23 protein-coding genes are annotated in these 18,702 nt (G+C 56.8%); 10 read left to right on the top strand and 13 right to left on the bottom strand.

All coding sequences use genetic code 11. The annotated features are described in order from the left end of the window. Positions 1 to 52: 52 nt before the first annotated feature. The 5 genes from C1J02_RS03915 to C1J02_RS03895 all read right to left on the bottom strand — a co-directional run bounded on the left by C1J02_RS03915 (position 53) and on the right by C1J02_RS03895 (position 2,568). Complete coding sequence (locus C1J02_RS03915) at positions 53 to 334, bottom strand: hypothetical protein (RefSeq protein WP_114877340.1); 282 nt, start codon at positions 332 to 334, stop codon at positions 53 to 55. Between the two features lie 75 nt (positions 335 to 409). Then, positions 410 to 1,084, bottom strand: a complete 675-nt coding sequence (locus C1J02_RS03910) for a PspA/IM30 family protein (RefSeq protein ID WP_114877338.1) — start codon at positions 1,082 to 1,084, stop codon at positions 410 to 412. 92 nt (positions 1,085 to 1,176) lie between these two features. Further along, positions 1,177 to 1,773 (bottom strand): TetR/AcrR family transcriptional regulator, encoded by a 597-nt coding sequence (locus tag C1J02_RS03905; RefSeq protein WP_114877336.1) that lies wholly within the window; start codon positions 1,771 to 1,773, stop codon positions 1,177 to 1,179. 60 nt (positions 1,774 to 1,833) lie between these two features. Next, positions 1,834 to 2,184: a VOC family protein gene (locus C1J02_RS03900; RefSeq protein ID WP_114877334.1), complete on the bottom strand. Its 351-nt coding sequence runs from the start codon at positions 2,182 to 2,184 to the stop codon at positions 1,834 to 1,836. 12 nt (positions 2,185 to 2,196) lie between these two features. Continuing rightward, on the bottom strand, positions 2,197 to 2,568 hold the full coding sequence (locus C1J02_RS03895) for a hypothetical protein (protein WP_114880354.1): 372 nt from the start codon (positions 2,566 to 2,568) through the stop codon (positions 2,197 to 2,199). A 59-nt stretch (positions 2,569 to 2,627) separates the two neighbouring features. Here C1J02_RS03895 and C1J02_RS03890 point away from each other — a divergent pair, with 59 nt between their 5' ends. The 3 genes from C1J02_RS03890 (at position 2,628) to C1J02_RS03880 (ending at position 7,694) form a co-directional block, all read left to right on the top strand. After that, a complete protein-coding gene (locus C1J02_RS03890; RefSeq protein ID WP_114877332.1) occupies positions 2,628 to 3,395 on the top strand; it encodes an alpha/beta fold hydrolase in 768 nt (255 codons plus the stop codon). 117 nt (positions 3,396 to 3,512) lie between these two features. Further along, complete coding sequence (carB, locus tag C1J02_RS03885) at positions 3,513 to 6,845, top strand: carbamoyl-phosphate synthase large subunit (protein ID WP_114877330.1); 3,333 nt, start codon at positions 3,513 to 3,515, stop codon at positions 6,843 to 6,845. Positions 6,846 to 7,073: 228 nt separating this feature from the next. After that, positions 7,074 to 7,694 carry a hypothetical protein gene (locus C1J02_RS03880; RefSeq protein ID WP_114877328.1) on the top strand — a complete coding sequence of 207 codons (621 nt, stop codon included), beginning with the start codon at positions 7,074 to 7,076 and terminating at the stop codon, positions 7,692 to 7,694. A 337-nt stretch (positions 7,695 to 8,031) separates the two neighbouring features. Here C1J02_RS03880 and C1J02_RS03875 read toward each other — a convergent pair whose 3' ends face one another. Beyond that, positions 8,032 to 8,439 (bottom strand): universal stress protein, encoded by a 408-nt coding sequence (locus C1J02_RS03875; RefSeq protein ID WP_114877326.1) that lies wholly within the window; start codon positions 8,437 to 8,439, stop codon positions 8,032 to 8,034. 250 nt (positions 8,440 to 8,689) lie between these two features. Here C1J02_RS03875 and C1J02_RS03870 point away from each other — a divergent pair, with 250 nt between their 5' ends. Both C1J02_RS03870 and C1J02_RS03865 read left to right on the top strand, forming a co-directional pair. After that, a complete protein-coding gene (locus tag C1J02_RS03870) occupies positions 8,690 to 8,977 on the top strand; it encodes a hypothetical protein (RefSeq protein WP_114877324.1) in 288 nt (95 codons plus the stop codon). A 115-nt stretch (positions 8,978 to 9,092) separates the two neighbouring features. Next, positions 9,093 to 10,217, top strand: coding sequence for a beta-ketoacyl-ACP synthase III (locus C1J02_RS03865; protein ID WP_114877322.1), 1,125 nt, complete (start codon positions 9,093 to 9,095; stop codon positions 10,215 to 10,217). Here the strand turns inward: C1J02_RS03865 and arsH are convergent. Together arsH and C1J02_RS03855 are read right to left on the bottom strand one after the other, a co-directional pair. Continuing rightward, positions 10,214 to 10,930, bottom strand: a complete 717-nt coding sequence (arsH, locus tag C1J02_RS03860; RefSeq protein WP_302622760.1) for an arsenical resistance protein ArsH — start codon at positions 10,928 to 10,930, stop codon at positions 10,214 to 10,216. The two genes, C1J02_RS03865 and arsH, sit on opposite strands and share 4 nt — an antisense overlap. Beyond that, positions 10,923 to 11,381 (bottom strand): hypothetical protein, encoded by a 459-nt coding sequence (locus C1J02_RS03855; protein WP_114877318.1) that lies wholly within the window; start codon positions 11,379 to 11,381, stop codon positions 10,923 to 10,925. The genes arsH and C1J02_RS03855 overlap by 8 nt, the downstream gene beginning before the upstream one ends. Positions 11,382 to 11,666: 285 nt before the next feature. On the opposite strand from C1J02_RS03855, the gene C1J02_RS03850 reads away from it, so the two are divergent. Further along, on the top strand, positions 11,667 to 12,248 hold the full coding sequence (locus C1J02_RS03850) for a thymidine kinase (protein ID WP_114877316.1): 582 nt from the start codon (positions 11,667 to 11,669) through the stop codon (positions 12,246 to 12,248). On the opposite strand, the gene C1J02_RS03845 is transcribed toward C1J02_RS03850, so the two are convergent. From C1J02_RS03845 to C1J02_RS03825, 5 genes are all read right to left on the bottom strand, one after another. Next, positions 12,245 to 13,195 (bottom strand): D-glycerate dehydrogenase, encoded by a 951-nt coding sequence (locus C1J02_RS03845; RefSeq protein WP_114877314.1) that lies wholly within the window; start codon positions 13,193 to 13,195, stop codon positions 12,245 to 12,247. The two genes, C1J02_RS03850 and C1J02_RS03845, sit on opposite strands and share 4 nt — an antisense overlap. After that, positions 13,192 to 13,530: a tRNA-binding protein gene (locus C1J02_RS03840; protein WP_114877312.1), complete on the bottom strand. Its 339-nt coding sequence runs from the start codon at positions 13,528 to 13,530 to the stop codon at positions 13,192 to 13,194. The genes C1J02_RS03845 and C1J02_RS03840 overlap by 4 nt, the downstream gene beginning before the upstream one ends. Beyond that, positions 13,523 to 14,338 carry a pyrroline-5-carboxylate reductase gene (gene proC, locus C1J02_RS03835; protein WP_114877310.1) on the bottom strand — a complete coding sequence of 272 codons (816 nt, stop codon included), beginning with the start codon at positions 14,336 to 14,338 and terminating at the stop codon, positions 13,523 to 13,525. Before proC ends, C1J02_RS03840 begins: the two co-directional genes overlap by 8 nt. Positions 14,339 to 14,375: 37 nt before the next feature. Continuing rightward, a complete protein-coding gene (locus C1J02_RS03830; RefSeq protein WP_114877308.1) occupies positions 14,376 to 14,876 on the bottom strand; it encodes a YbjN domain-containing protein in 501 nt (166 codons plus the stop codon). Positions 14,877 to 15,196: 320 nt separating this feature from the next. After that, complete coding sequence (locus tag C1J02_RS03825) at positions 15,197 to 15,442, bottom strand: accessory factor UbiK family protein (RefSeq protein WP_114877306.1); 246 nt, start codon at positions 15,440 to 15,442, stop codon at positions 15,197 to 15,199. 96 nt (positions 15,443 to 15,538) lie between these two features. Here C1J02_RS03825 and lgt point away from each other — a divergent pair, with 96 nt between their 5' ends. The 4 genes from lgt to C1J02_RS21020 all read left to right on the top strand — a co-directional run bounded on the left by lgt (position 15,539) and on the right by C1J02_RS21020 (position 18,660). Then, on the top strand, positions 15,539 to 16,423 hold the full coding sequence (lgt, locus tag C1J02_RS03820; RefSeq protein WP_114880353.1) for a prolipoprotein diacylglyceryl transferase: 885 nt from the start codon (positions 15,539 to 15,541) through the stop codon (positions 16,421 to 16,423). Continuing rightward, entirely contained in the window at positions 16,420 to 17,481 is a 1,062-nt protein-coding gene (locus C1J02_RS03815) for a class I SAM-dependent methyltransferase (RefSeq protein WP_114877304.1), read from the top strand. Before lgt ends, C1J02_RS03815 begins: the two co-directional genes overlap by 4 nt. Beyond that, the gene (pgeF, locus tag C1J02_RS03810; RefSeq protein WP_114877302.1) at positions 17,478 to 18,233 is read left to right on the top strand and encodes a peptidoglycan editing factor PgeF; all 756 of its coding nucleotides are present in this window, start codon (positions 17,478 to 17,480) and stop codon (positions 18,231 to 18,233) included. The genes C1J02_RS03815 and pgeF overlap by 4 nt, the downstream gene beginning before the upstream one ends. Positions 18,234 to 18,516: 283 nt before the next feature. Next, the gene (locus tag C1J02_RS21020; protein ID WP_205389856.1) at positions 18,517 to 18,660 is read left to right on the top strand and encodes a hypothetical protein; all 144 of its coding nucleotides are present in this window, start codon (positions 18,517 to 18,519) and stop codon (positions 18,658 to 18,660) included. Positions 18,661 to 18,702: the final 42 nt, after the last annotated feature.

Here is an 18,702-nt window from a genome sequence, read left to right as displayed (position 1 = left end):
GTCGGGACGCCCGCGACCATCATTCAGTTGGGGTGTTTACACACCCGTCACCCTACCGCTTTTCGTCACTCACAAATTCTTCGAGAATTTTCTCGTTCTTTGCCTCTTCGATCTTGCGAATTCGGTCTTCGGTCGAGCGGCTGTCAAACCGGTACTTCACCACGTTGATCAGGCTCAGCGTCAACAACATGATCCCCATGCCCCAATAGCCTTTGGTCGCAAGTGGCACATCGGTGCTGAGCCAGAGCGACACCGCCAGCAGGCCATACGCGACCGCAACCCCCACAAAATTCAAAAGCAAAATCAAGGCATTGTCATTACGTTCGTAGTTCATTTCATCTCTCCAGTTAGATTAGATTTGCGCCGTTTTTATCGGCACGTATTCAAGTCAGGGGTGCAATTACCCCGATCATTTCTCTTTCAGCCGATCCAGCACATCCGCGCCCGTGCTGCGCCCCTTGGGGCCAAAACCGGCGTCCGACATCCGCTCACCGATGCCACGGTGATCCAGCTCCCGATCGATCTGGTTCAGGATTTCGCCTTGCTCAAACGGGTCATCCTGCCCCAACACCCGCGCAATCAGCGTGTCCGCTTCGTCCATCGCAGAGGCCCCGCCCAAATGCCTGCTGAGGCGTTTTTGGATGCTCTGTTCACGGCGCACGGCGCGGGCTGAAACGGCCCCTTGCTTGAGGTCGATAATCCGGCGGTTGGCGGTTTCAACAGACTGTCGCAGTTGCAATATCCGTGCTTCCAGCCGCGCCACTGTCTCGCGGCGGCGGGTCAGTTCATTTTCCATATCGGCAATGGCCTGTGCCGCCTGCGCTGCCATATCCTGGCGCCCTGCTGCAATCGCGGCCTTGGCGCGGACCGTCAATTCGGTGATGCGTCCAGTGATGGCCTCCACCTGCCGTACTTCGCTGCGTTCGCGCTGTATCAGGCTTGCCAATCCCAGTTTGGCGGCCCTCAGGTTGGCGTCGGCCTCACGAATTTTCTGGTCGATCAGTTCAATCGAATAATGGTCTCTCAGTTGCTCTTCTGCCCGTGCAGAGGCCCCTGAAAAAAGTGTTCTCATTGTTGCAAGCATCTCGCTCTCCCATTAAATGAACATTGTTCACAAATTGAGATATAGCGATTAATGAACGGTGTTCAAGTTTCTTATTGGACGATATCCGGAAACTAACTGTTTCCAATTTCCCGCAGGATTTGGCTCAGCATTGTTTCTATCTGATCCTGTGGTACCGCAGATATCCGACGCTCCAGCCCCAAAAGCACGATACCATGCACCGCAGAAAACAAGGCACGCACCATCAGGTCCAGTTCATCGCGTTTCATATCTGGAAAAAGCTGCGCAAGCGGGGCCGCAATCAGACCAAAGACCGCGCGCAGTTCCAGCAGATACCATTCAGGTACGGTGCCATCGACTGACATTTCCAGATCAAAAAGCGCGCGCCAGAGGAATGTATGATCTGCCGCGAAATGCAGATAAGCATGGGACATGATCACAAGCTGGGTGTTTGGGGATTGATCCGCCGCCTCTGTGACCCGCGCCGACACAAATGCCCCCAGACGCCGAAAGGTGCGGGCGTTGACCGCCATAACCAATGCGTCGAGATCATCAAAGATGTTGTAGATCGCGCCCAGCGCACATCCCGCCGCCTGCGCAAGGGGCCGCGCCTTGAGCGTGGACAGCCCCCCCAACCTGATCTGCGCCTCTGCGGCATCAATCAATGCCTCGCGCAACAGCGCCTTGCGTGCCTCAACCTTGCCTGCCATCACCGCCCCTGTACACTGAACCGTGTTCAGGTTTTAGCGATCAACCGCGCGGCTGACAACTCACATGTGTGACAGGATGTTAATGGCGCGGCCCATCGGGTCGGTCACGAAAAACCGCCGCACGCCCCATTCCTCGTCGGTCAGTGGATAGCTGATGTCGTATCCCATCTCTTGTGCGCGGGCATAGACCACATCCACATCATCGACCTGCACAGACAGGTCCGGCACCACGGCACCTGCCCCTCCCTGCGAGGCAATACTCAATTGAACCGGGCCCAGATCGTCGCTGCCAAGCGTCACGATCCACCCTTGATCCATCAACACGTTGAGCCCCAGCAGATCCCCATAAAACGCGGCCATCCCCTGTACATCCGCGCTCGCAAGGTTGGCCACAATTCTGACAACACTCATGGCATCCACCCCTCAGACATATCCGCGCCACCACAACCACATGACAAAGGCGACAATGATCAGCAACAGGTTAAATGCAATGACACCTGCCATGCCAAGGATACGGCCCCTGCGTGCGTCGGCCACATCAATCGCGCGCAGATGAGCCGCCATCCTGTCATAGGCATCCCGGACCGCCGCACCGTCCAACTGGCGCGCCAGTTTTGGATGGCCCGCGCGTTTTTCTGCCTCTGCCAGAACGGCACCCTGCGCCCGCACCCCATGCGGCAATCGCCGTCCGGCGCGCCGCAACGCCTGTGACAAATCACGGCTTTTGACGCCCAGCTTGGCCTCTAGCTGCTGCCGGATGGCAAGCGATTTGGCTGCAATGTCCTTGTGTTCCATCTTACCCCGCATCCTAATCGCACTGGCACATCCGCTGCAATGCCACTACGTCTAGGGCCATGTTAAGCTATAGCGAATTCGGCGACCACACGCCCACCGATGCCACCCCGGCCCTGATCATCGTTCACGGGCTTTACGGGTCCGGACGCAACTGGGGTGTGATTGCCAAGCGTCTGTCAGACAGCCGCCCGGTGATCACCGTGGACATGCGCAACCATGGGCAAAGCCCACGCGCGCCCACCCACAGCTACCCTGATCTGGCGGACGATCTGGCCCAGGTGATCAACCACCTGAATGTGCCTGTCGATGTCTGTGGCCATTCGATGGGGGGCAAGGCGGCGATGGTGCTTGCTTTGCAAAACCCGACCTTGCTGCGCCGCCTGATCGTGGCAGACATCGCGCCGGTGGCTTATGGCCATACGCAGCAGATGTTCATTGACGCCATGCGTGCCGTCGATCTGACCACCTTAAGCCGCCGCTCGGACGCCGAAAGCCAACTAGCCGAGGCAGGTGTAGAGCGCGCATTGCAGAGCTTCTTCACCCAATCGCTTGATGTGCCGAACAAGCGCTGGCGGCTCAATCTCGATGTGCTTGAGGCAGAGATGCCCAAAATCATCGGCTGGCCAGACGTGGCCGGGCAGTTTGACGGTCCGACGCTCTTTTTGTCGGGTGGTGCCTCCGGCTATGTCGGCCCCCAACACCGCGACCACATCAAATCTCTGTTCCCGGCCGCGCGCTTTGCAAAATTGCCCGGCGCGGGCCATTGGCTTCACGCCGAAAAGCCGCGCAAGTTCGAGGCGGCAGTACGCGTCTTCCTCGACGCCTGAAACTGCGCTTTTTGGCGCGAAAAATATCTGGGGTTTGGGGCAACCACCCAATCCACACTTGCACCCTACGCCGCCTTGCCTATAAGGCAGGACAATTTGCACGCACAGGGGGCCGCCATGCCAAAAAGAACCGACATCCAGTCGATCATGATCATTGGCGCGGGTCCTATTGTCATCGGACAGGCCTGCGAATTTGACTACTCCGGCGCGCAGGCCTGTAAGGCGCTCAAAGAGGAAGGCTACCGGGTCATTCTCGTCAACTCAAACCCGGCCACGATCATGACCGATCCCGGCCTTGCCGATGCGACTTATATCGAACCGATCACCCCTGAAATCGTCGCGAAAATCATCGAAAAGGAACGCCCTGACGCCCTGTTGCCAACTATGGGCGGTCAGACCGGCCTCAATACCTCGCTAGCGCTTGAGGAAATGGGTGTGCTGGCCAAGTACGGCGTCGAAATGATTGGGGCGAAACGCGAAGCCATTGAAATGGCAGAGGATCGCAAATTGTTCCGCGAGGCGATGGACCGGCTGGGCATTGAAAACCCCAAGGCCACAATCGTCACCGCTCCCAAGAACGCGGCTGGCAAAAAGGACCTTGGTGCCGGGGTTGCCCTGGCCGTTGATGCGCTGGAATATGTCGGCCTGCCCGCGATCATCCGCCCTGCCTTTACCATGGGCGGCACCGGCGGCGGCGTGGCATATAACCGCGAAGATTACGAATTCTTCTGCCGCTCCGGCATGGACGCCTCACCGATGGGCCAGATCCTGATCGATGAATCGCTGCTGGGCTGGAAAGAGTTCGAGATGGAGGTGGTGCGCGACACCGCTGACAATGCCATCATCGTCTGTTCCATCGAAAATGTGGACCCGATGGGCGTGCACACAGGTGATTCCATCACCGTGGCCCCGGCCCTGACGCTGACAGACAAAGAATACCAGATCATGCGCAATCACTCGATTGCCGTGCTGCGCGAGATTGGCGTGGAGACCGGCGGATCGAACGTGCAGTGGGCTGTGAACCCCGCTGATGGCCGCATGGTTGTGATCGAAATGAACCCGCGTGTTTCGCGGTCTTCCGCGCTGGCCTCCAAGGCAACGGGGTTCCCGATTGCCAAGATTGCCGCGAAGCTTGCTGTGGGCTTCACGCTGGACGAATTGGATAATGACATCACCGGCGTCACACCCGCCAGTTTTGAACCGACGATCGACTATGTCGTCACCAAAATCCCGAAATTCGCGTTCGAGAAATTCCCCGGTTCCGAACCGAACCTGACCACCGCGATGAAATCCGTGGGCGAGGCGATGTCGATTGGCCGCACCATCCACGAGAGCATGCAAAAAGCGCTGGCGTCGATGGAATCCGGCCTGACCGGGTTTGACGACATCGACATTCCCGGTGCGCCTGAAAAGGCCGCACTTGTCAAGGCGATCAGCAAGCAGACACCGGACCGATTGCTGACCATCGCACAGGCCATGCGTCACGGCATGTCCGACGATGATATTCACGGCGTGACCATGTTCGATCCCTGGTTTCTTGCGCGCATCCGCGAGATTATTGAGGCCGAGGCCGATGTCCGCCAGAACGGTCTGCCCGTGACAGAACAGGGGCTGCGCCAGCTCAAGATGATGGGCTTTACCGATGCCCGTCTGGCCACTCTGACGGGACGTGACGAAGACAACGTGCGCCGCGCGCGCCTGAACCTTGGCGTTGTCGCCTGTTTCAAACGCATCGACACCTGTGCCGCGGAATTTGAGGCGCAGACGCCTTATATGTATTCCACCTATGAGGCCCCGATGATGGGCGACGTGGAATGCGAGGCACGCCCCTCTGATCGCAAAAAAGTCGTGATCCTTGGTGGTGGCCCCAACCGGATCGGGCAAGGGATCGAGTTCGATTACTGCTGCTGCCACGCCTGCTATGCGCTGACCGACGCGGGCTATGAAACGATCATGGTCAACTGCAACCCCGAAACCGTATCCACCGACTATGACACCTCGGACCGCTTGTATTTCGAGCCTCTGACCTTTGAACACGTGATGGAGATCATGCGCGTCGAGCAGGAAAACGGCACGCTGCACGGCGTAATCGTGCAATTTGGCGGTCAAACACCGCTGAAGCTAGCCAATGCCCTGCAAGAGGCGGGCATCCCCATTCTTGGCACCACGCCCGACGCCATTGATTTGGCCGAAGACCGCGAACGCTTTGCCGATCTGGTGCAAAACCTCGGCCTGAAACAACCCCACAACGGCATCGCGCACAGCGACGCAGAGGCGTTGGAGATTGCAGCCGACATCGGCTTCCCGCTGGTGATCCGCCCGTCCTACGTACTGGGGGGCCGCGCGATGGAGATTGTGCGAGATCAGGCCTCACTGGAACGCTACATCACCTCAGCCGTGGTGGTGTCGGGGGACAGCCCTGTCTTACTCGACAGCTACCTCTCTGGCGCGGTGGAACTGGATGTGGATGCGCTTTGTGACGGTACGGATGTGCATGTCGCGGGCATTATGCAGCACATCGAAGAGGCGGGCGTGCATTCGGGCGACAGTGCCTGTTCGCTGCCCCCCTATTCACTGGCACCCGAGATTATCGCCGAGGTCGAAAAACAGACCCGTGCGCTGGCGCTGGCGCTGAATGTCGTTGGCCTGATGAACATCCAATTCGCGGTCAAAGACGGCGAAATCTATCTGATTGAAGTCAACCCGCGCGCCTCGCGCACCGTGCCGTTTGTCGCCAAAGCCACGGATTCTGCCATTGCGTCCATCGCCGCGCGCATCATGGCAGGCGAGCCGCTCAGCAACTTCCCGTTGCGCGCGCCCTACCCCGCGCAGGCCGCCTATTCTGACGTGCTGCCTCTGGGCGATCCGATGACGCTCGCCAATCCCAATATGCCGTGGTTTTCGGTCAAAGAAGCGGTGCTGCCCTTTGCCCGCTTCCCCGGTGTGGACACCCTGCTTGGCCCTGAAATGCGCTCTACCGGTGAGGTCATGGGCTGGGACCGTGATTTCCCCCGCGCCTTCCTCAAAGCACAGATCGGTGCGGGCAACCCGCTGCCGCGCGAGGGCTGTGCATTCATCTCGATCAAGGACATGGACAAGACCGACGACATGCTGCGGGCGGCCGAGATTCTGCTCCAACAGAATTTCACCCTCGTCGCCACCCGCGGAACCGCCGAATGGCTGAACGCCCATGGCCACACCTGCGGCGTTGTGAACAAAGTCTACGAAGGCCGTCCCGACGTGACCGACATGATGAAGGACGAGGCGATCCATCTGGTGATGAACACCACCGAAGGCAGCCAGGCCGTGGAAGACAGCAAGTCCATCCGCAGCATCGCCTTGTATGATAAGATCCCGTATTTCACGACCGCCGCCGGTAGCTACGCAGCAGCACTGGCAATCAAGGCGCAGGCCGAGGACGAAATTGGGGTGAAAGCGTTGCAGGGGTAAATGGGTCCTTTCCCGTCTGCTGGACGATTCTGCCCGATCATGGGCCAAGCCTCACTCTTTCGACCTGTCCCGAACTGATGTCTCCTCTGTGGTGGTGTCGGCTTTGATCCCACAGCCACAGATGCTGCGCCGTGAACGAATGGCGGCTTTTCGAAATGGATGAAGTCAAGCTATCGTCAGGAGCGGGGTCGAAGTGACTTCGATTTAGACTATACAAGGGATTGTCATATGAACTCAAAAATTTGGATTTGCGAAGCGCCACACAGTACTGAGTATCAGCTTCCCTTCATGTCCTTTCTCCGGACTGACCGCGCCAAGTTCATGCAGCATTTGCAGGCCATTCAGCCGTTACAACAGGCCAACGATCTTGGGTTACCCTTCGATGCTGAGCTCATTCCTGACAAGCTTTACTGGGGGCGGAAGGGTCGCTTTGAAAAAGAACTGCCACCGCTTTTCCACAACGCATTTACGTACCTGAGAGCGGATGTTGCAGGCATTTTTCGAAAATATGCGATGGGCCAAGGCAGGCTACGCGAAATTGAACTGTTTCAAAACGATACCACTACTCCTGTGAACCAGAAGGTTTTTGCGCTTGTGGTGGGAAACGCGCAGGAAACGCTAGACTATGTAGCCTCTGACTTGGAGGTTCACCGAAATCAGGCAGGACGGTTTATCCTTCCCTTATCAACACAGGGAAAGACGTTCATGGTTCGGTCGGGTTTTGAGGCTGCCGCAGATATCTGGGTTGATCCCTATGTTTCGGAAGGCTTTTTCCTTAGCGACAGATTGGTTCAAGCCTTGTTAGATATCGCCAATCCGAACGCTTACGGGCTAGTGCCTGTTTCATAACGGCGGCGTGCTTTTGGAATGTACTGAAGAGGTCCGATAGAAAAATTCTCATTGCACGCGAGAAACGAATTTTCACAGTTTAGTTTGCGAACACCAAGCATTGATGCGGACATTCCAATCTGCAAAGTCGATGGCAGCAATGTCCGCACAGCAGCCATTCGCGCGGCTGTTGCCAAATGCGTCATCCGGGGCGCACACAAGCCATTCGAGGTCCGCCGCATCCATCATTTAGTGCGAAAACCGCACTCTTGCCGCCAAGAGTCTGCGTTGCTCTCCGGTTCCTCAGTGATGCTGACCCTTGAAAGCCTACCCCCCTCAAACACCTGCATTCCAGCTTCTACCTTATCACATGGACCGAGCATTTGGCATGGCGCACCACTCTGGCGGCGGTTGACCCGATAAAGAAGTCTTCCAGACCCGGTTTGTGCGATGCAACAATGATGCAGTCTGTGCCATGGGCGTCGGCATAATCGACGATGGCCCGTCCGGCATGACCATGTAGCATTTTGGTCTCAGCGCCCGGCAAGGCTTTGGCCGATTTGACCAGCAAATCTGCCACTTCGTCGCGTGTGCTGGCCAGTACTTCATCTGGGATCTGGGCTGTCGCATAGGCTGGAATGGTCTCCATCACATGCACAACAGTGAATTTTGCACCTTCACCTGCCAGCGCCTGCGCCAATAGGTAGGATGTTTTGGTATCGTGATCTTCATCAAGAACCACCGGAACAAGAATATTCTTATACATGCACTGTCTCCAAATAGATCGGCTGCGTTGTTATTGATCGATATTGCACGCGGCACCGCATCTTTCCTTTGACATATGTCAAACAGATCTCGCTTCACTGACCACGTCAATGACCTGTCCAAAAAGCCCCGCTCCCATTAGGTGCTCCCGGTCCTGCGGTGCCCCATCCGGCAAACTCCTGCTCATCATGTGGCCCGCGCCCGGAACGATATGCTATGATTTGGCTATTATTTAAAAAAGGAACCATTCCATGCGCCTTCTCATTCCCGCTGCCCTGCTTGCCCTCACTGCCTGCGCCCCGGAGCCTGCGCCCGTCACCAGCTCTCTGCCGTTCTTTGGTGATGGCTATCGTTTCAAGGGCGACGCCTGCCGCCGGCTTGGGGAATCCTCGGAGACTGCCGAATATCTTGACCACACCGCCGATCTGGTCGGCTGTCCCGAAGACCTTGAAAATCTCGGGGTGTTCGTAACCGACTCGGGCGCTCAGGAAGTTGCGCGGCAGGACGGGTATATCCTTTATTCAGTGCCGCGCGGGTAGGCGACACACGCACAGACGCCATACCGACGTGATACAGACGTGCCCAATTGGCCGCTTCCCTTGACCTTCGCCCCCGCTTGCCCCCAAATCAGCGCACGCCGAAGGAGGTCATAAAATGCACACACCCGCGATCACAGGCACGGGCGTTTTCACGCCGGATCAGGTCATCACAAATGCCGAGTTGGTCACGGCCTTCAACGGCTATGTCGATCTGTTCAATGCGGAACACGCAAGCGCAATCGCATCGGGTGACGTGGCGGCCAAGGAGTATTCGTCCGAGGACTTTATCGTCAAAGCGTCGGGGATAAATCAACGCTATGTCATTGATAAAAAAGGAATTCTTGACCCCCACGTGATGCACCCATTGTTGCGTCAGCGCTCCGATGATGAACCCAGTCTGATGGCGGAAATGGCGCTGGATGCGGCACATAAGGCATTGGCACAGGCGGGCAAAACAGCGGCGGACGTGGATGCGGTGATCTGCGCCTGTTCCAATTTGGAACGCGCCTATCCCGCGATTGCCATCGAAATTCAGGACCAGTTGCAAAGTCAGGGGTTTGCCTTTGACATGAACGTCGCCTGTTCGTCTGCCACCTTCGGCATTCAGGCCGCTGCTGACATGGTGCGATCCGGGTCGATCCGCTCTGCATTGGTGGTCAATCCTGAAATTTGTTCAGCCCATCTGGAATGGCGGGACCGAGATTGTCATTTCATCTTTGGTGATGTGGCCACCGCAACGCTGATTGAGCGCGCACAGGACGCCAAGGGCGCGTATTTTGAGATTAAATCAACCCGTTGCGCGACCACTTTTTCGAACAACATTCGCAACAACAATGGCTATTTACGCCGATCACGCCCCGACGGGATGCGCGACCGCCGCGACATGCAATTCATGCAAAATGGCCGTAAGGTATTTAAAGAAGTGCTGCCCCTCGTCGCCGATCACATCGCGGGCCATCTGGACGGAAGCGGCGTGCAAGCCGATGATTTGAAAAGGCTTTGGTTGCATCAGGCGAATAAATCCATGAACGACTTTATCGGGCGCAAAGTCTTGGGCCGCACGCCAGAACCAGAAGAACAGCCCAACATCCTGCAGGACTACGCCAACACATCCTCTGCCGGGTCGATCATCGCGTTTTCAAAATATTCCGACGATCTCAAGGACGGTGATCTGGGGCTGATTTGTTCGTTTGGCGCGGGATATTCTGTGGGGTCTGTATTGCTGCAACGCCACGCTTAAGGCGTTTTTGCCGACACCCGATTATGAACCTCTTCGGCCGTCTCAACCCGCTCTGAATAGCGATCGACCAAATAGTCTGCACGTCCCCGCACCAGCCACGTGAATTTCACCAGCTCTTCCATAACATCGACGATCCGGTTGTAATACGGTCCCTTCGGCAAACGTCCTTCGCTGTCAAATTCCAGCCACGCTTTGGGCAGGCTGGATTGATTGGGGATTGTCACCATCCGCATCCAACGTCCCAGAATGCGCATTTGATTGACCGCGTTGAATGATTGCGACCCGCCGCTGACCTGCATGACGGCCAATGTCTTGCCCTGGGTCGGCCTGATCCCCCCTTTGAGGGACAGTGGCAACCAATCAATCTGGGCTTTCATGATCGCCGTCATCGCGCCGTGACGCTCCGGGCTTGACCATACCATGCCCTCTGACCACACCGCCAGTTCGCGCAATTCGGCGACCTTCGGGTGCTCTGGTTCCGCGCCGTCTGGCAACGGCAGGCCGGTGGGATCAAACACCTTGGTCTCACATCCCAAAAGCCGCAGAATGCGCGCCGCCTCAAGCGCCGCTTTGCGAGAATAACTTACCTCTCTCAAAGATCCGTAAAGGAGTAGAATGCGGGGTTTGTGGCCTGGGTCATCGTGCGCTTTGAGTGCGGTTACATCTATTTCATGCAGCGACGCAGGGTCGAGAGCCGGGAATGTATCAGCCACTCTCTTCTTCCAGATTAAGCTTCATATCGATCAAGATCTGCTGCAAACCGGTTGTTTCTTTCAACAACCGCTTGGCTTCGTTGACGGTGATGCGACCGTCTTCCATGGATTGCTGGTATTCGGCCATCAGCATCGCGAAGCGCTGGCTCAGGGCAATCACGTCCGAATTCACACCACCTTTGCGGTCAGCATTCGGGCGGCGGTCATCATACTTAAGACCGATCCCCTTTAACTCGGCGAGGGCTGCTGTGACGTGAGGATAGCTGGATGCCTCTTCAAGCAGGGCAACCGCATCAATTGGCATAAAGCGGTCAGAGTGTTCGTCGTTGTCAGAGTAGTATCGGCCAAGGGTCGCCTTTGACTTGCCAGTCAAAGCACAGGCCGTCTCGATCCCAACATCTTTGACCAAAGCCTCGGTGTGCTTTTTCAGATAACTGCCGATTCCAGCCATAATATAATCCCAATCGCTACTGCACCTTCCCCTATAGGTTACTTGGGGGAAAGGCTCTTAGGTTTTCCCATTAATCGCTGAGATTGGAAATGTCATTCATTAATCACTCCTGCCGCTTTTGGCAGGAGGTATCAGTGACCGCTTTCCCCTAGTGCGGTATTGGGTGGGGTTCGTGCTTTTCTGTGGAGCCGGGGGGCCACAGGCCGGTGTTCGGCAGCAGATTGCACGAACCCTCCAGTACTTGAGGTCTTGATCGCGCTGCAATTGTGGCGATAGACCAAGACCATGGCAAAACTGTATTTTCATTACTCAACCATGAACGCTGGCAAGTCGACGGTGCTGCTGCAGGCGGCCCATAACTATGTCGAACGCGGCATGGTGCCGTATTTGTTGACAGCACAGTTTGACAAACGCGCAGGAGAAGGGCGCATCGCGTCCCGAATAGGGATCGGGCAAGAGGCCGATACATTCGCCGCAGGTGAAGACCTGTTCGCCAAGATCAAGAACCGCCTCGCAGCAGGTCCCTGCGCGTGTGTCTTTATTGACGAGGCGCAATTTTTGGAACCTGAGCAGGTCTGGCAGCTGGCCCGCGCCGTGGACGATCTGGGCGTGCCGGTGATGTGTTTTGGCCTCCGCGTCGATTTTCGCGGCATGTTGTTTCCCGGATCAGCCACCTTGCTGGCCCTGTGTGACGAGATGCGGGAGGTTCGCACAATATGCCACTGCGGCAAGAAGGCGACGATGGTTGTGCGGTTCGATGCAAACGGAACGGCGCTACGCGACGGGGCGCAGGTTCAGATCGGCGGAAATGAAACCTACCTGTCTTTGTGCCGCAGACATTGGCGCGAGGCCGTGGGCGATACCTAGACCGTGTTCGGCGGTGTTTGCCCGGCAAAGAACGCTTTGAGATTGTCGACAGCCATCAACCCCATATCGACGCGGACCTCAAGTGCTGCGGTCCCCAGATGCGGCAACAACACGACGTTATCCAAAGCGCGCAATGCGCTTGGTACAGCTGGTTCAAATTCATAGACATCGAGCCCTGCACCGCCGATCTGTTTGGCTTGCAAGGCGACGATCAATGCGGCCTCCTCAACCACATCGCCGCGTGAGATGTTGATCAGATGCGCATGCGGTTGCATCGCTGACAGGATGTCCGCGTTGATCAGGTGCCGTGTTTCGGGGCTGCCTGGAACGGCGGCGACCATGATGTCGACAGCACCTGCAAGGCGCGCCAAATCCGGTGTGGTTACTGCCGGAAACTCAACAGTTTTATCGCTGCGGTTAAAATACATGACCTTCATGCCAAAGCCATAATGACAGCGCCGGGCAATCGCCTGGCCGATACGGCCCATGCCAACAATACCCACGGTCTTGCCAGTCAAATGCAGGCCCAACATCTGTGTGGGGTGCCATCCTTCCCATTGACCCGAGCGGACCAGACGGTCACCTTCGGCAGCGCGCCTTGCGCTCATGAGCATCAGGGTCATTGCGATGTCTGCGGTGGCGTCCGTGACGGCACCGGGGGTGTTGGTCACAACAAGACCGGCGGATCGTGCGGCAGTGGCGTTAATGTGGTTATAGCCGACGCCAAAGTTGGCCAGGATCCGGCAGCGAGGCTCAGGTACATCTGCGAATACATGCGCCGAGAAAGCGTCCCCAAGGGTCGGCAGCACACCATCGAATTCACGCAGTGCTGCGCGCAATTCATCATCGCTAAGCGGCCCCGTCTCTGGCCGCACAGTAAGGTCGAACCCATCAAGTTTTGTTGTGACCTCTGGCGGCAAGGGCCTCGTTACCAATATCTTTGTCAATGCATCCGCCCTCCATCTGGCACGATTTGATCTGGTGCCAGCAGAACAATTTCGCCGTCCTGATCTGGTACACCAAGCACCAGAACCTCGGACATAAAGGGGCCGATCTGGCGTGGCGGGAAGTTCACCACGGCAATCACCTGCCTCCCTATCAGGGTCTCAGGTTCATAATGTGCCGTGATCTGGGCGGAGGTTTTGCGCACACCAAGGGGCGCGCCAAAATCGATCCAAAGCTTGATCGCTGGCTTGCGTGCTTCGGGAAAAGGCTCTGCCTTGGTGACGGTCCCCACACGAATATCGACTTTCAGAAAATCATCAAAATTCAGTTCAGCCACCGGCAAGCTCCCTTGAGCGGTCGGTTGCGGCTTTTACGGCCCGCTTCAAAAGGGCTGGAAATCCATCAACTTCGTCCATCAGTACCTCTAATGCCGCCTGGGTCGTTCCATTGGGGCTGGTTACATTGATGCGCAACTGTGACGGCGTTTCGTCCGATTGCAGAGCCAGCGCCCCGGCACCTGCGACGGTTGCCTTGGCCAATTGCATCGACAGGTCAGCCGGAAGCCCCTGCGCCACACCAGCCGCAGCCATGGTTTCGATCATATGAAACACATAGGCCGGACCCGACCCGCTGACCCCGGTGACCGCATCAATCTGCGCTTCCGCATCAAGCCGAACGACATCACCAACCGCACTGAGCAACGCCTCAGCCTCGTCCAACGCTTTTGGACCTGCCGCTGCATTGGCGACGATTGCTGTGATGCCTTGGGAAATCGCCGCCGGCGTGTTGGGCATGGCGCGCACAATCGGGGTCTGTGCTCCCAAAGTCTGCTCAAAATAGCTGATTGTGATGCCTGCGGCGACACTGACAAACAATGTGGTGTCATTGCCCATCATTTTCAGCGTGGGCAGCGCGTCGGCCATCATCTGTGGCTTGACCGCCACCAGAACGATCGCGGGTTTGACAGGCAATGTGGTGTTCAGGTGCACACCCTGCCCCTGCAACCAGTCTGATGGATGGGGGTCGATCACCCAGACAGATGATGCGGGCAGGCCCCGTGCCAGCCAACCGGCCAACATCGCTGACCCCATCTTGCCGCAGCCCAGCAGAACCAGTCCCTCGGCCGCAATTCGGCTGTTTTTCATCGCATATCCCCTGAAACAACTTTCTCAGGGCAAAGTGTTACGCGTGGCCGTAGGCCTCTGCAATGGCGACCTGAAGGGCCTGTTTGGGCGTTTGATCGCCCCAGACCAAAAGCTGTATTGCGGGATAATACCGCTCCGCACTCATCACTGCCGCACCGATCATGGTATCGATTTGCTCAGGCGAGGCATCCTGCCCGCCGGCCAGCACCAGACCGTAGCGATAGACCATCAGCTTTTGTTCGGCCCAATAGGTGAACGCGCCTGCCCAGCATTGATCATTCACTGAATTGAGCAATTCGTAAAGTTTGGGCAGCTTTTCTGTCGGCGGCTCCATCTCGAAGGTGCAGATCAGACGCAGGGTCTCGTCAAAAGCCGACCACGCGAGGGTGATCGAATACGTCCGCCATTGGCCTTCAACAGCCATGGCAATCTGTTCATCAGAAATGCGGTCGAAATCCCATTCATGATGCGCGGCCAAATGCTCAACAATATCAATGGGATGGATGTCGTCTTCAAGGTACTGCTCGGTCAGGGCCATTTCGCCACCTCTTTTTTATTCCCAGCCTCGGCCGCGTTGCGCCACCAGACTTGGGTGCCTGTACTATAGGGCGTGGGGCAAACCACCCCCCTATACCAGATATGGTGCGGGTTAGCTGCGATTGTGGCAACCCCCTTTCTTGGGGATAACCACATTTGGTAGGGGATAACTGCAATATGTTGTGGACGAAATGAGACCAGACGCCAAGTTTAGCACCCGAGACCCGCTTTTTTGTCTCAATGGGATCACATTGGACGAACAACAGACGTATCAGCGGCGGTTACATGCCGCCGTTCATAAATCCAAAACGTCGAAAAAGCTCAGCCGTTTTTGGCGTCCAACGCATCCAGCCGCGCCTTCAGCGCCTCGTTTTCTTCGCGCGCTTTTTGAGCCATCGCGCGCACCGCGTCAAATTCTTCGCGGGAGACAAAATCGCGGTCCGACAGCCAACGGTCCATCATCCCCTTGAATGCGGTTTCGGCCTCGTCCTTGGCACCTTGCGCGACACCCATCGCGTTGGTCATCATTTTCGAAACGTCATCTAAGAACTTGTTACGGGTTTGCATGTCTGGTCTCCGGTGTCTGCTGTTGATCACTATATGGTGTCTCTTTCGCGTTCCCGCAAGGTTGACTTCCCTGCAATGTCAGGGTCAATCAACCACATGATAGCGTTGCTCCCTTTTCCCGACATTTCGCCCGAGATTTTTGAAATCTCTGTATTTGGCATGACATTTGCGCTGCGTTGGTACGCGCTGGCCTATATCGTTGGCATCATATTGGGGTGGCGATTGGTGGTGCGCGCAGTGCGCACTCCCCGGCTTTGGAAAAACGACCAACCTGTGATGAGCGCACAACAGGTCGAGGACCTGCTGTTCTGGGTGATCCTGGGTGTCATCCTTGGTGGGCGTTTGGGGTATGTGTTGTTTTATCAACCCGGCTTTTACCTGTCGAACCCATTGCAAATCCTCAAGCTTTGGCAAGGCGGCATGTCGTTTCATGGCGGAGCCATAGGCGTGATTGTGGCGGGCTTGTACTATACGTACCGTCACAAGATCCCAAAGGTTTCGACAGGCGATATGGTCTGTCTTGGTCTTGCACCGGGCCTGTTTTTGGGGCGTGTCGCCAATTTCATCAATGCAGAGCTTTGGGGGCGCGCCACAAATGTGCCGTGGGGTGTCGCATTTCCAACAGAGGCGGCCCAGTTTTGTCCGGCGGTTGAAGGCATCTGCGCACGCCACCCCTCGCAACTTTATGAAGCTTTGCTTGAAGGGCTGGTGCTTGGTGGGCTGCTGGTCTGGATGGCGTGGCGGCGTGGGGCGCTTAAGCGAGAAGGGCTGATCGGCGGTACTTTCCTGGCCGGCTATGGCATTGCGCGGTTCCTCGTTGAATTTGTACGCCAGCCCGACGCGCAGTTTATCAGTGACGGCAATCCGCTTGGCCTTGCCTGGCACATGAGCGGTTACGGGCTGACCATGGGACAAATCCTGTGTTTGCCGATGATGGCTGTCGGTGCCTTCCTGATTGTGCGTGCACGCCGCGCGGAATGACGCTGCGCGATCATATCATCACGCGCATCATGGCCGAGGGGCCGATGCGGCTGGATCACTTTATGGCCACCTGCCTGCTGCACCCGACCAAGGGGTATTACACGACCCGGCAACCGTTTGGCCAAACAGGTGATTTCATTACGGCCCCTGAGATCAACCAGATGTTTGGTGAACTCATTGGGCTTTGTCTGGCGCAGACATGGCTGACGAACGGCGCACCAGACAGGTTCACACTTGCAGAACTGGGGCCGGGGCGCGGCACGTTGATGGCTGATGCATTGCGGGCTTGTCGGGCTGTGCCGGGGTTTCTGGACGCTGCACATATCGTGCTGGTTGAGGCCTCCCCCATCTTGCAGGAACAGCAGCGCAAGGCCTTGAGCAGCTATGACGTCGGCTGGATCAATGGCACCGCCCAATTACCGGATGCCCCACTTTATCTCATCGCGAACGAATTCTTTGACGCGCTGCCCATCCGACAATTTGTGCGCGCGGGCGCACAGTGGCGCGAACGGCAGGTCGGTGTAAAGGGCGGCGCATTGCACATGGGGCTTGGCCCCGCCTTGCCCCAACCCTTTCTTGCCCACCGACTGGAAGATACTCGTGACGGGGATGTGGTTGAAACCTGCGCGGCAGCGACGACCGTGATCTCCGATATTGCCACCCGCGTCGACACCTACGGAGGGGCGGCTTTGATTGTGGATTACGGCGATTGGCGGTCTCTGGGGGATACGTTTCAGGCGCTCAAAACTCATGAAACCGTCGATCCTTTGGTGGATCCGGGCAATGCCGATTTGACCGCGCATGTTGATTTCGAGGCTCTGGCACAAGCAGCGGTACCCGCCCGCTTTTCCAAGCTGACCCCGCAGGGTGTGTTTCTGGAACGCCTCGGCATCACGGACCGCGCCCAGAAACTTGCCGCAGCATTGGATGGAACCGCGCTTGATGCGCATGTGACTGCACATCGGCGGTTGACGCATCCCTCAGAAATGGGAAACCTGTTCAAAGTGCTGGGGCTTTACCAAAATGGCAAAATGCCCCCACCGGGATTGGAGCCATGACGCTTGAAATTCTCACTTCTGATGCGCTGACACCTCTGAGACACGGGTTCTTTACCCGCCGTGGCGGCGCGTCATCGGGTGTGTATGCCGGGTTGAACTGCGGCACAGGCAGCACGGATCAGCGTGAAGTCGTTGAGATCAACCGCGCGCGTGTCGCTGACGCTATGGGGGTTGCCCCGGACCACCTGTTGGGTGTTCATCAGGTGCATTCAGCAAAGGTTGTAACCGCCACTGAACCATTGACCGAAAAACCACGCGCCGACGCTTTGGTCACCCGGACGCCGGGCTTGGCCCTGTCCGTGCTGACGGCAGATTGCCAGCCCGTGCTTTTTGCAGATGCCGAGGCCGGTGTGATTGGCGCGGCTCATGCCGGGTGGCGCGGTACGCTTGATGGCATATTGACCGCGACAGTGGACGCGATGGTGGCGCTTGGTGCGATCCGTGCAAACATCAGTGCAGTCATAGGCCCCTCAATCAGCCAACGTGCCTATGAAGTTGGCCCAGAATTTATCGATGCCTTTTTGGCCGAAGACCCCGCTTATGCCCGATATTTTGCCGGGGGCGATGGTGATCGGATGCAATTTGACCTTCCCGGCTTTGGTCTGAACCGATTGCGCGCCGCGGGCGTGGGACATGCGGAGTGGACCCGGCACTGTACCTATAGCGATCCTGAACGGTTTTATTCCTACAGGCGCACGACCCATGCCAAAGAAGCAGATTATGGTCGTTTGATTGCCGCCATCACCCTTTGATTTGGGCAAGATTGGGGCAATCTCTGCCGCTCTTCTGCCCAAGACCACCGTACTAAACTTGGAAACAATCAGATTTTATTGCTGCCATTGAACACCAATTACGTTCAAAGCTGTTAAAAATAAGGGACTTTGAAAATAAGGCAGAACCATCACAAATGGCCTCGAAATTTATTTCGGGTTTCTAGAATTTTCTTTGAACTGCCAAAAACTGGCCCGATTGCCGGGTCATATTCATCCTCAAGCAAGGGCAACCGCCCACAAAAACAAATCGAGGAACAGAATCATGAAAACCAACACACGCTTCATCAAAGGTGTCGTCGCAGCAGCCGCAAAGAATGATACAGTTATGCCTTGGGCCCGCGGTGCACGCCGTGCCGCTTTCATCGCAAAGCGCAACGGCTCAGAGCAGTCTCGCAAGTCTGCATAAGCCACGAGAAGTTAATTCCTGTTCATCCCCTCGGGATGAACT

This window comes from Sulfitobacter sp. SK011, assembly GCF_003352065.1.
In the GTDB taxonomy this organism is placed as follows: Bacteria; Pseudomonadota; Alphaproteobacteria; order Rhodobacterales; family Rhodobacteraceae; genus Sulfitobacter.
The sequence above is the reverse complement of the archived record's forward strand: the minus strand, read 5'-3'. Positions and strand labels throughout refer to the sequence as shown.

Coding starts and splice junctions, on each gene's coding strand:
- C1J02_RS03915 (WP_114877340.1), bottom strand. CDS start 334: ATGAACTACGAACGTAATGACAATGCCTTGATTTTGCTTTTGAATTTT.
- C1J02_RS03910 (WP_114877338.1), bottom strand. CDS start 1,084: ATGCTTGCAACAATGAGAACACTTTTTTCAGGGGCCTCTGCACGGGCA.
- C1J02_RS03905 (WP_114877336.1), bottom strand. CDS start 1,773: ATGGCAGGCAAGGTTGAGGCACGCAAGGCGCTGTTGCGCGAGGCATTG.
- C1J02_RS03900 (WP_114877334.1), bottom strand. CDS start 2,184: ATGAGTGTTGTCAGAATTGTGGCCAACCTTGCGAGCGCGGATGTACAG.
- C1J02_RS03895 (WP_114880354.1), bottom strand. CDS start 2,568: ATGGAACACAAGGACATTGCAGCCAAATCGCTTGCCATCCGGCAGCAG.
- C1J02_RS03890 (WP_114877332.1), top strand. CDS start 2,628: ATGTTAAGCTATAGCGAATTCGGCGACCACACGCCCACCGATGCCACC.
- carB (WP_114877330.1), top strand. CDS start 3,513: ATGCCAAAAAGAACCGACATCCAGTCGATCATGATCATTGGCGCGGGT.
- C1J02_RS03880 (WP_114877328.1), top strand. CDS start 7,074: ATGAACTCAAAAATTTGGATTTGCGAAGCGCCACACAGTACTGAGTAT.
- C1J02_RS03875 (WP_114877326.1), bottom strand. CDS start 8,439: ATGTATAAGAATATTCTTGTTCCGGTGGTTCTTGATGAAGATCACGAT.
- C1J02_RS03870 (WP_114877324.1), top strand. CDS start 8,690: ATGCGCCTTCTCATTCCCGCTGCCCTGCTTGCCCTCACTGCCTGCGCC.
- C1J02_RS03865 (WP_114877322.1), top strand. CDS start 9,093: ATGCACACACCCGCGATCACAGGCACGGGCGTTTTCACGCCGGATCAG.
- C1J02_RS03855 (WP_114877318.1), bottom strand. CDS start 11,381: ATGGCTGGAATCGGCAGTTATCTGAAAAAGCACACCGAGGCTTTGGTC.
- C1J02_RS03850 (WP_114877316.1), top strand. CDS start 11,667: ATGGCAAAACTGTATTTTCATTACTCAACCATGAACGCTGGCAAGTCG.
- proC (WP_114877310.1), bottom strand. CDS start 14,338: ATGAAAAACAGCCGAATTGCGGCCGAGGGACTGGTTCTGCTGGGCTGC.
- C1J02_RS03830 (WP_114877308.1), bottom strand. CDS start 14,876: ATGGCCCTGACCGAGCAGTACCTTGAAGACGACATCCATCCCATTGAT.
- C1J02_RS03825 (WP_114877306.1), bottom strand. CDS start 15,442: ATGCAAACCCGTAACAAGTTCTTAGATGACGTTTCGAAAATGATGACC.
- lgt (WP_114880353.1), top strand. CDS start 15,539: ATGATAGCGTTGCTCCCTTTTCCCGACATTTCGCCCGAGATTTTTGAA.
- C1J02_RS03815 (WP_114877304.1), top strand. CDS start 16,420: ATGACGCTGCGCGATCATATCATCACGCGCATCATGGCCGAGGGGCCG.
- pgeF (WP_114877302.1), top strand. CDS start 17,478: ATGACGCTTGAAATTCTCACTTCTGATGCGCTGACACCTCTGAGACAC.
- C1J02_RS21020 (WP_205389856.1), top strand. CDS start 18,517: ATGAAAACCAACACACGCTTCATCAAAGGTGTCGTCGCAGCAGCCGCA.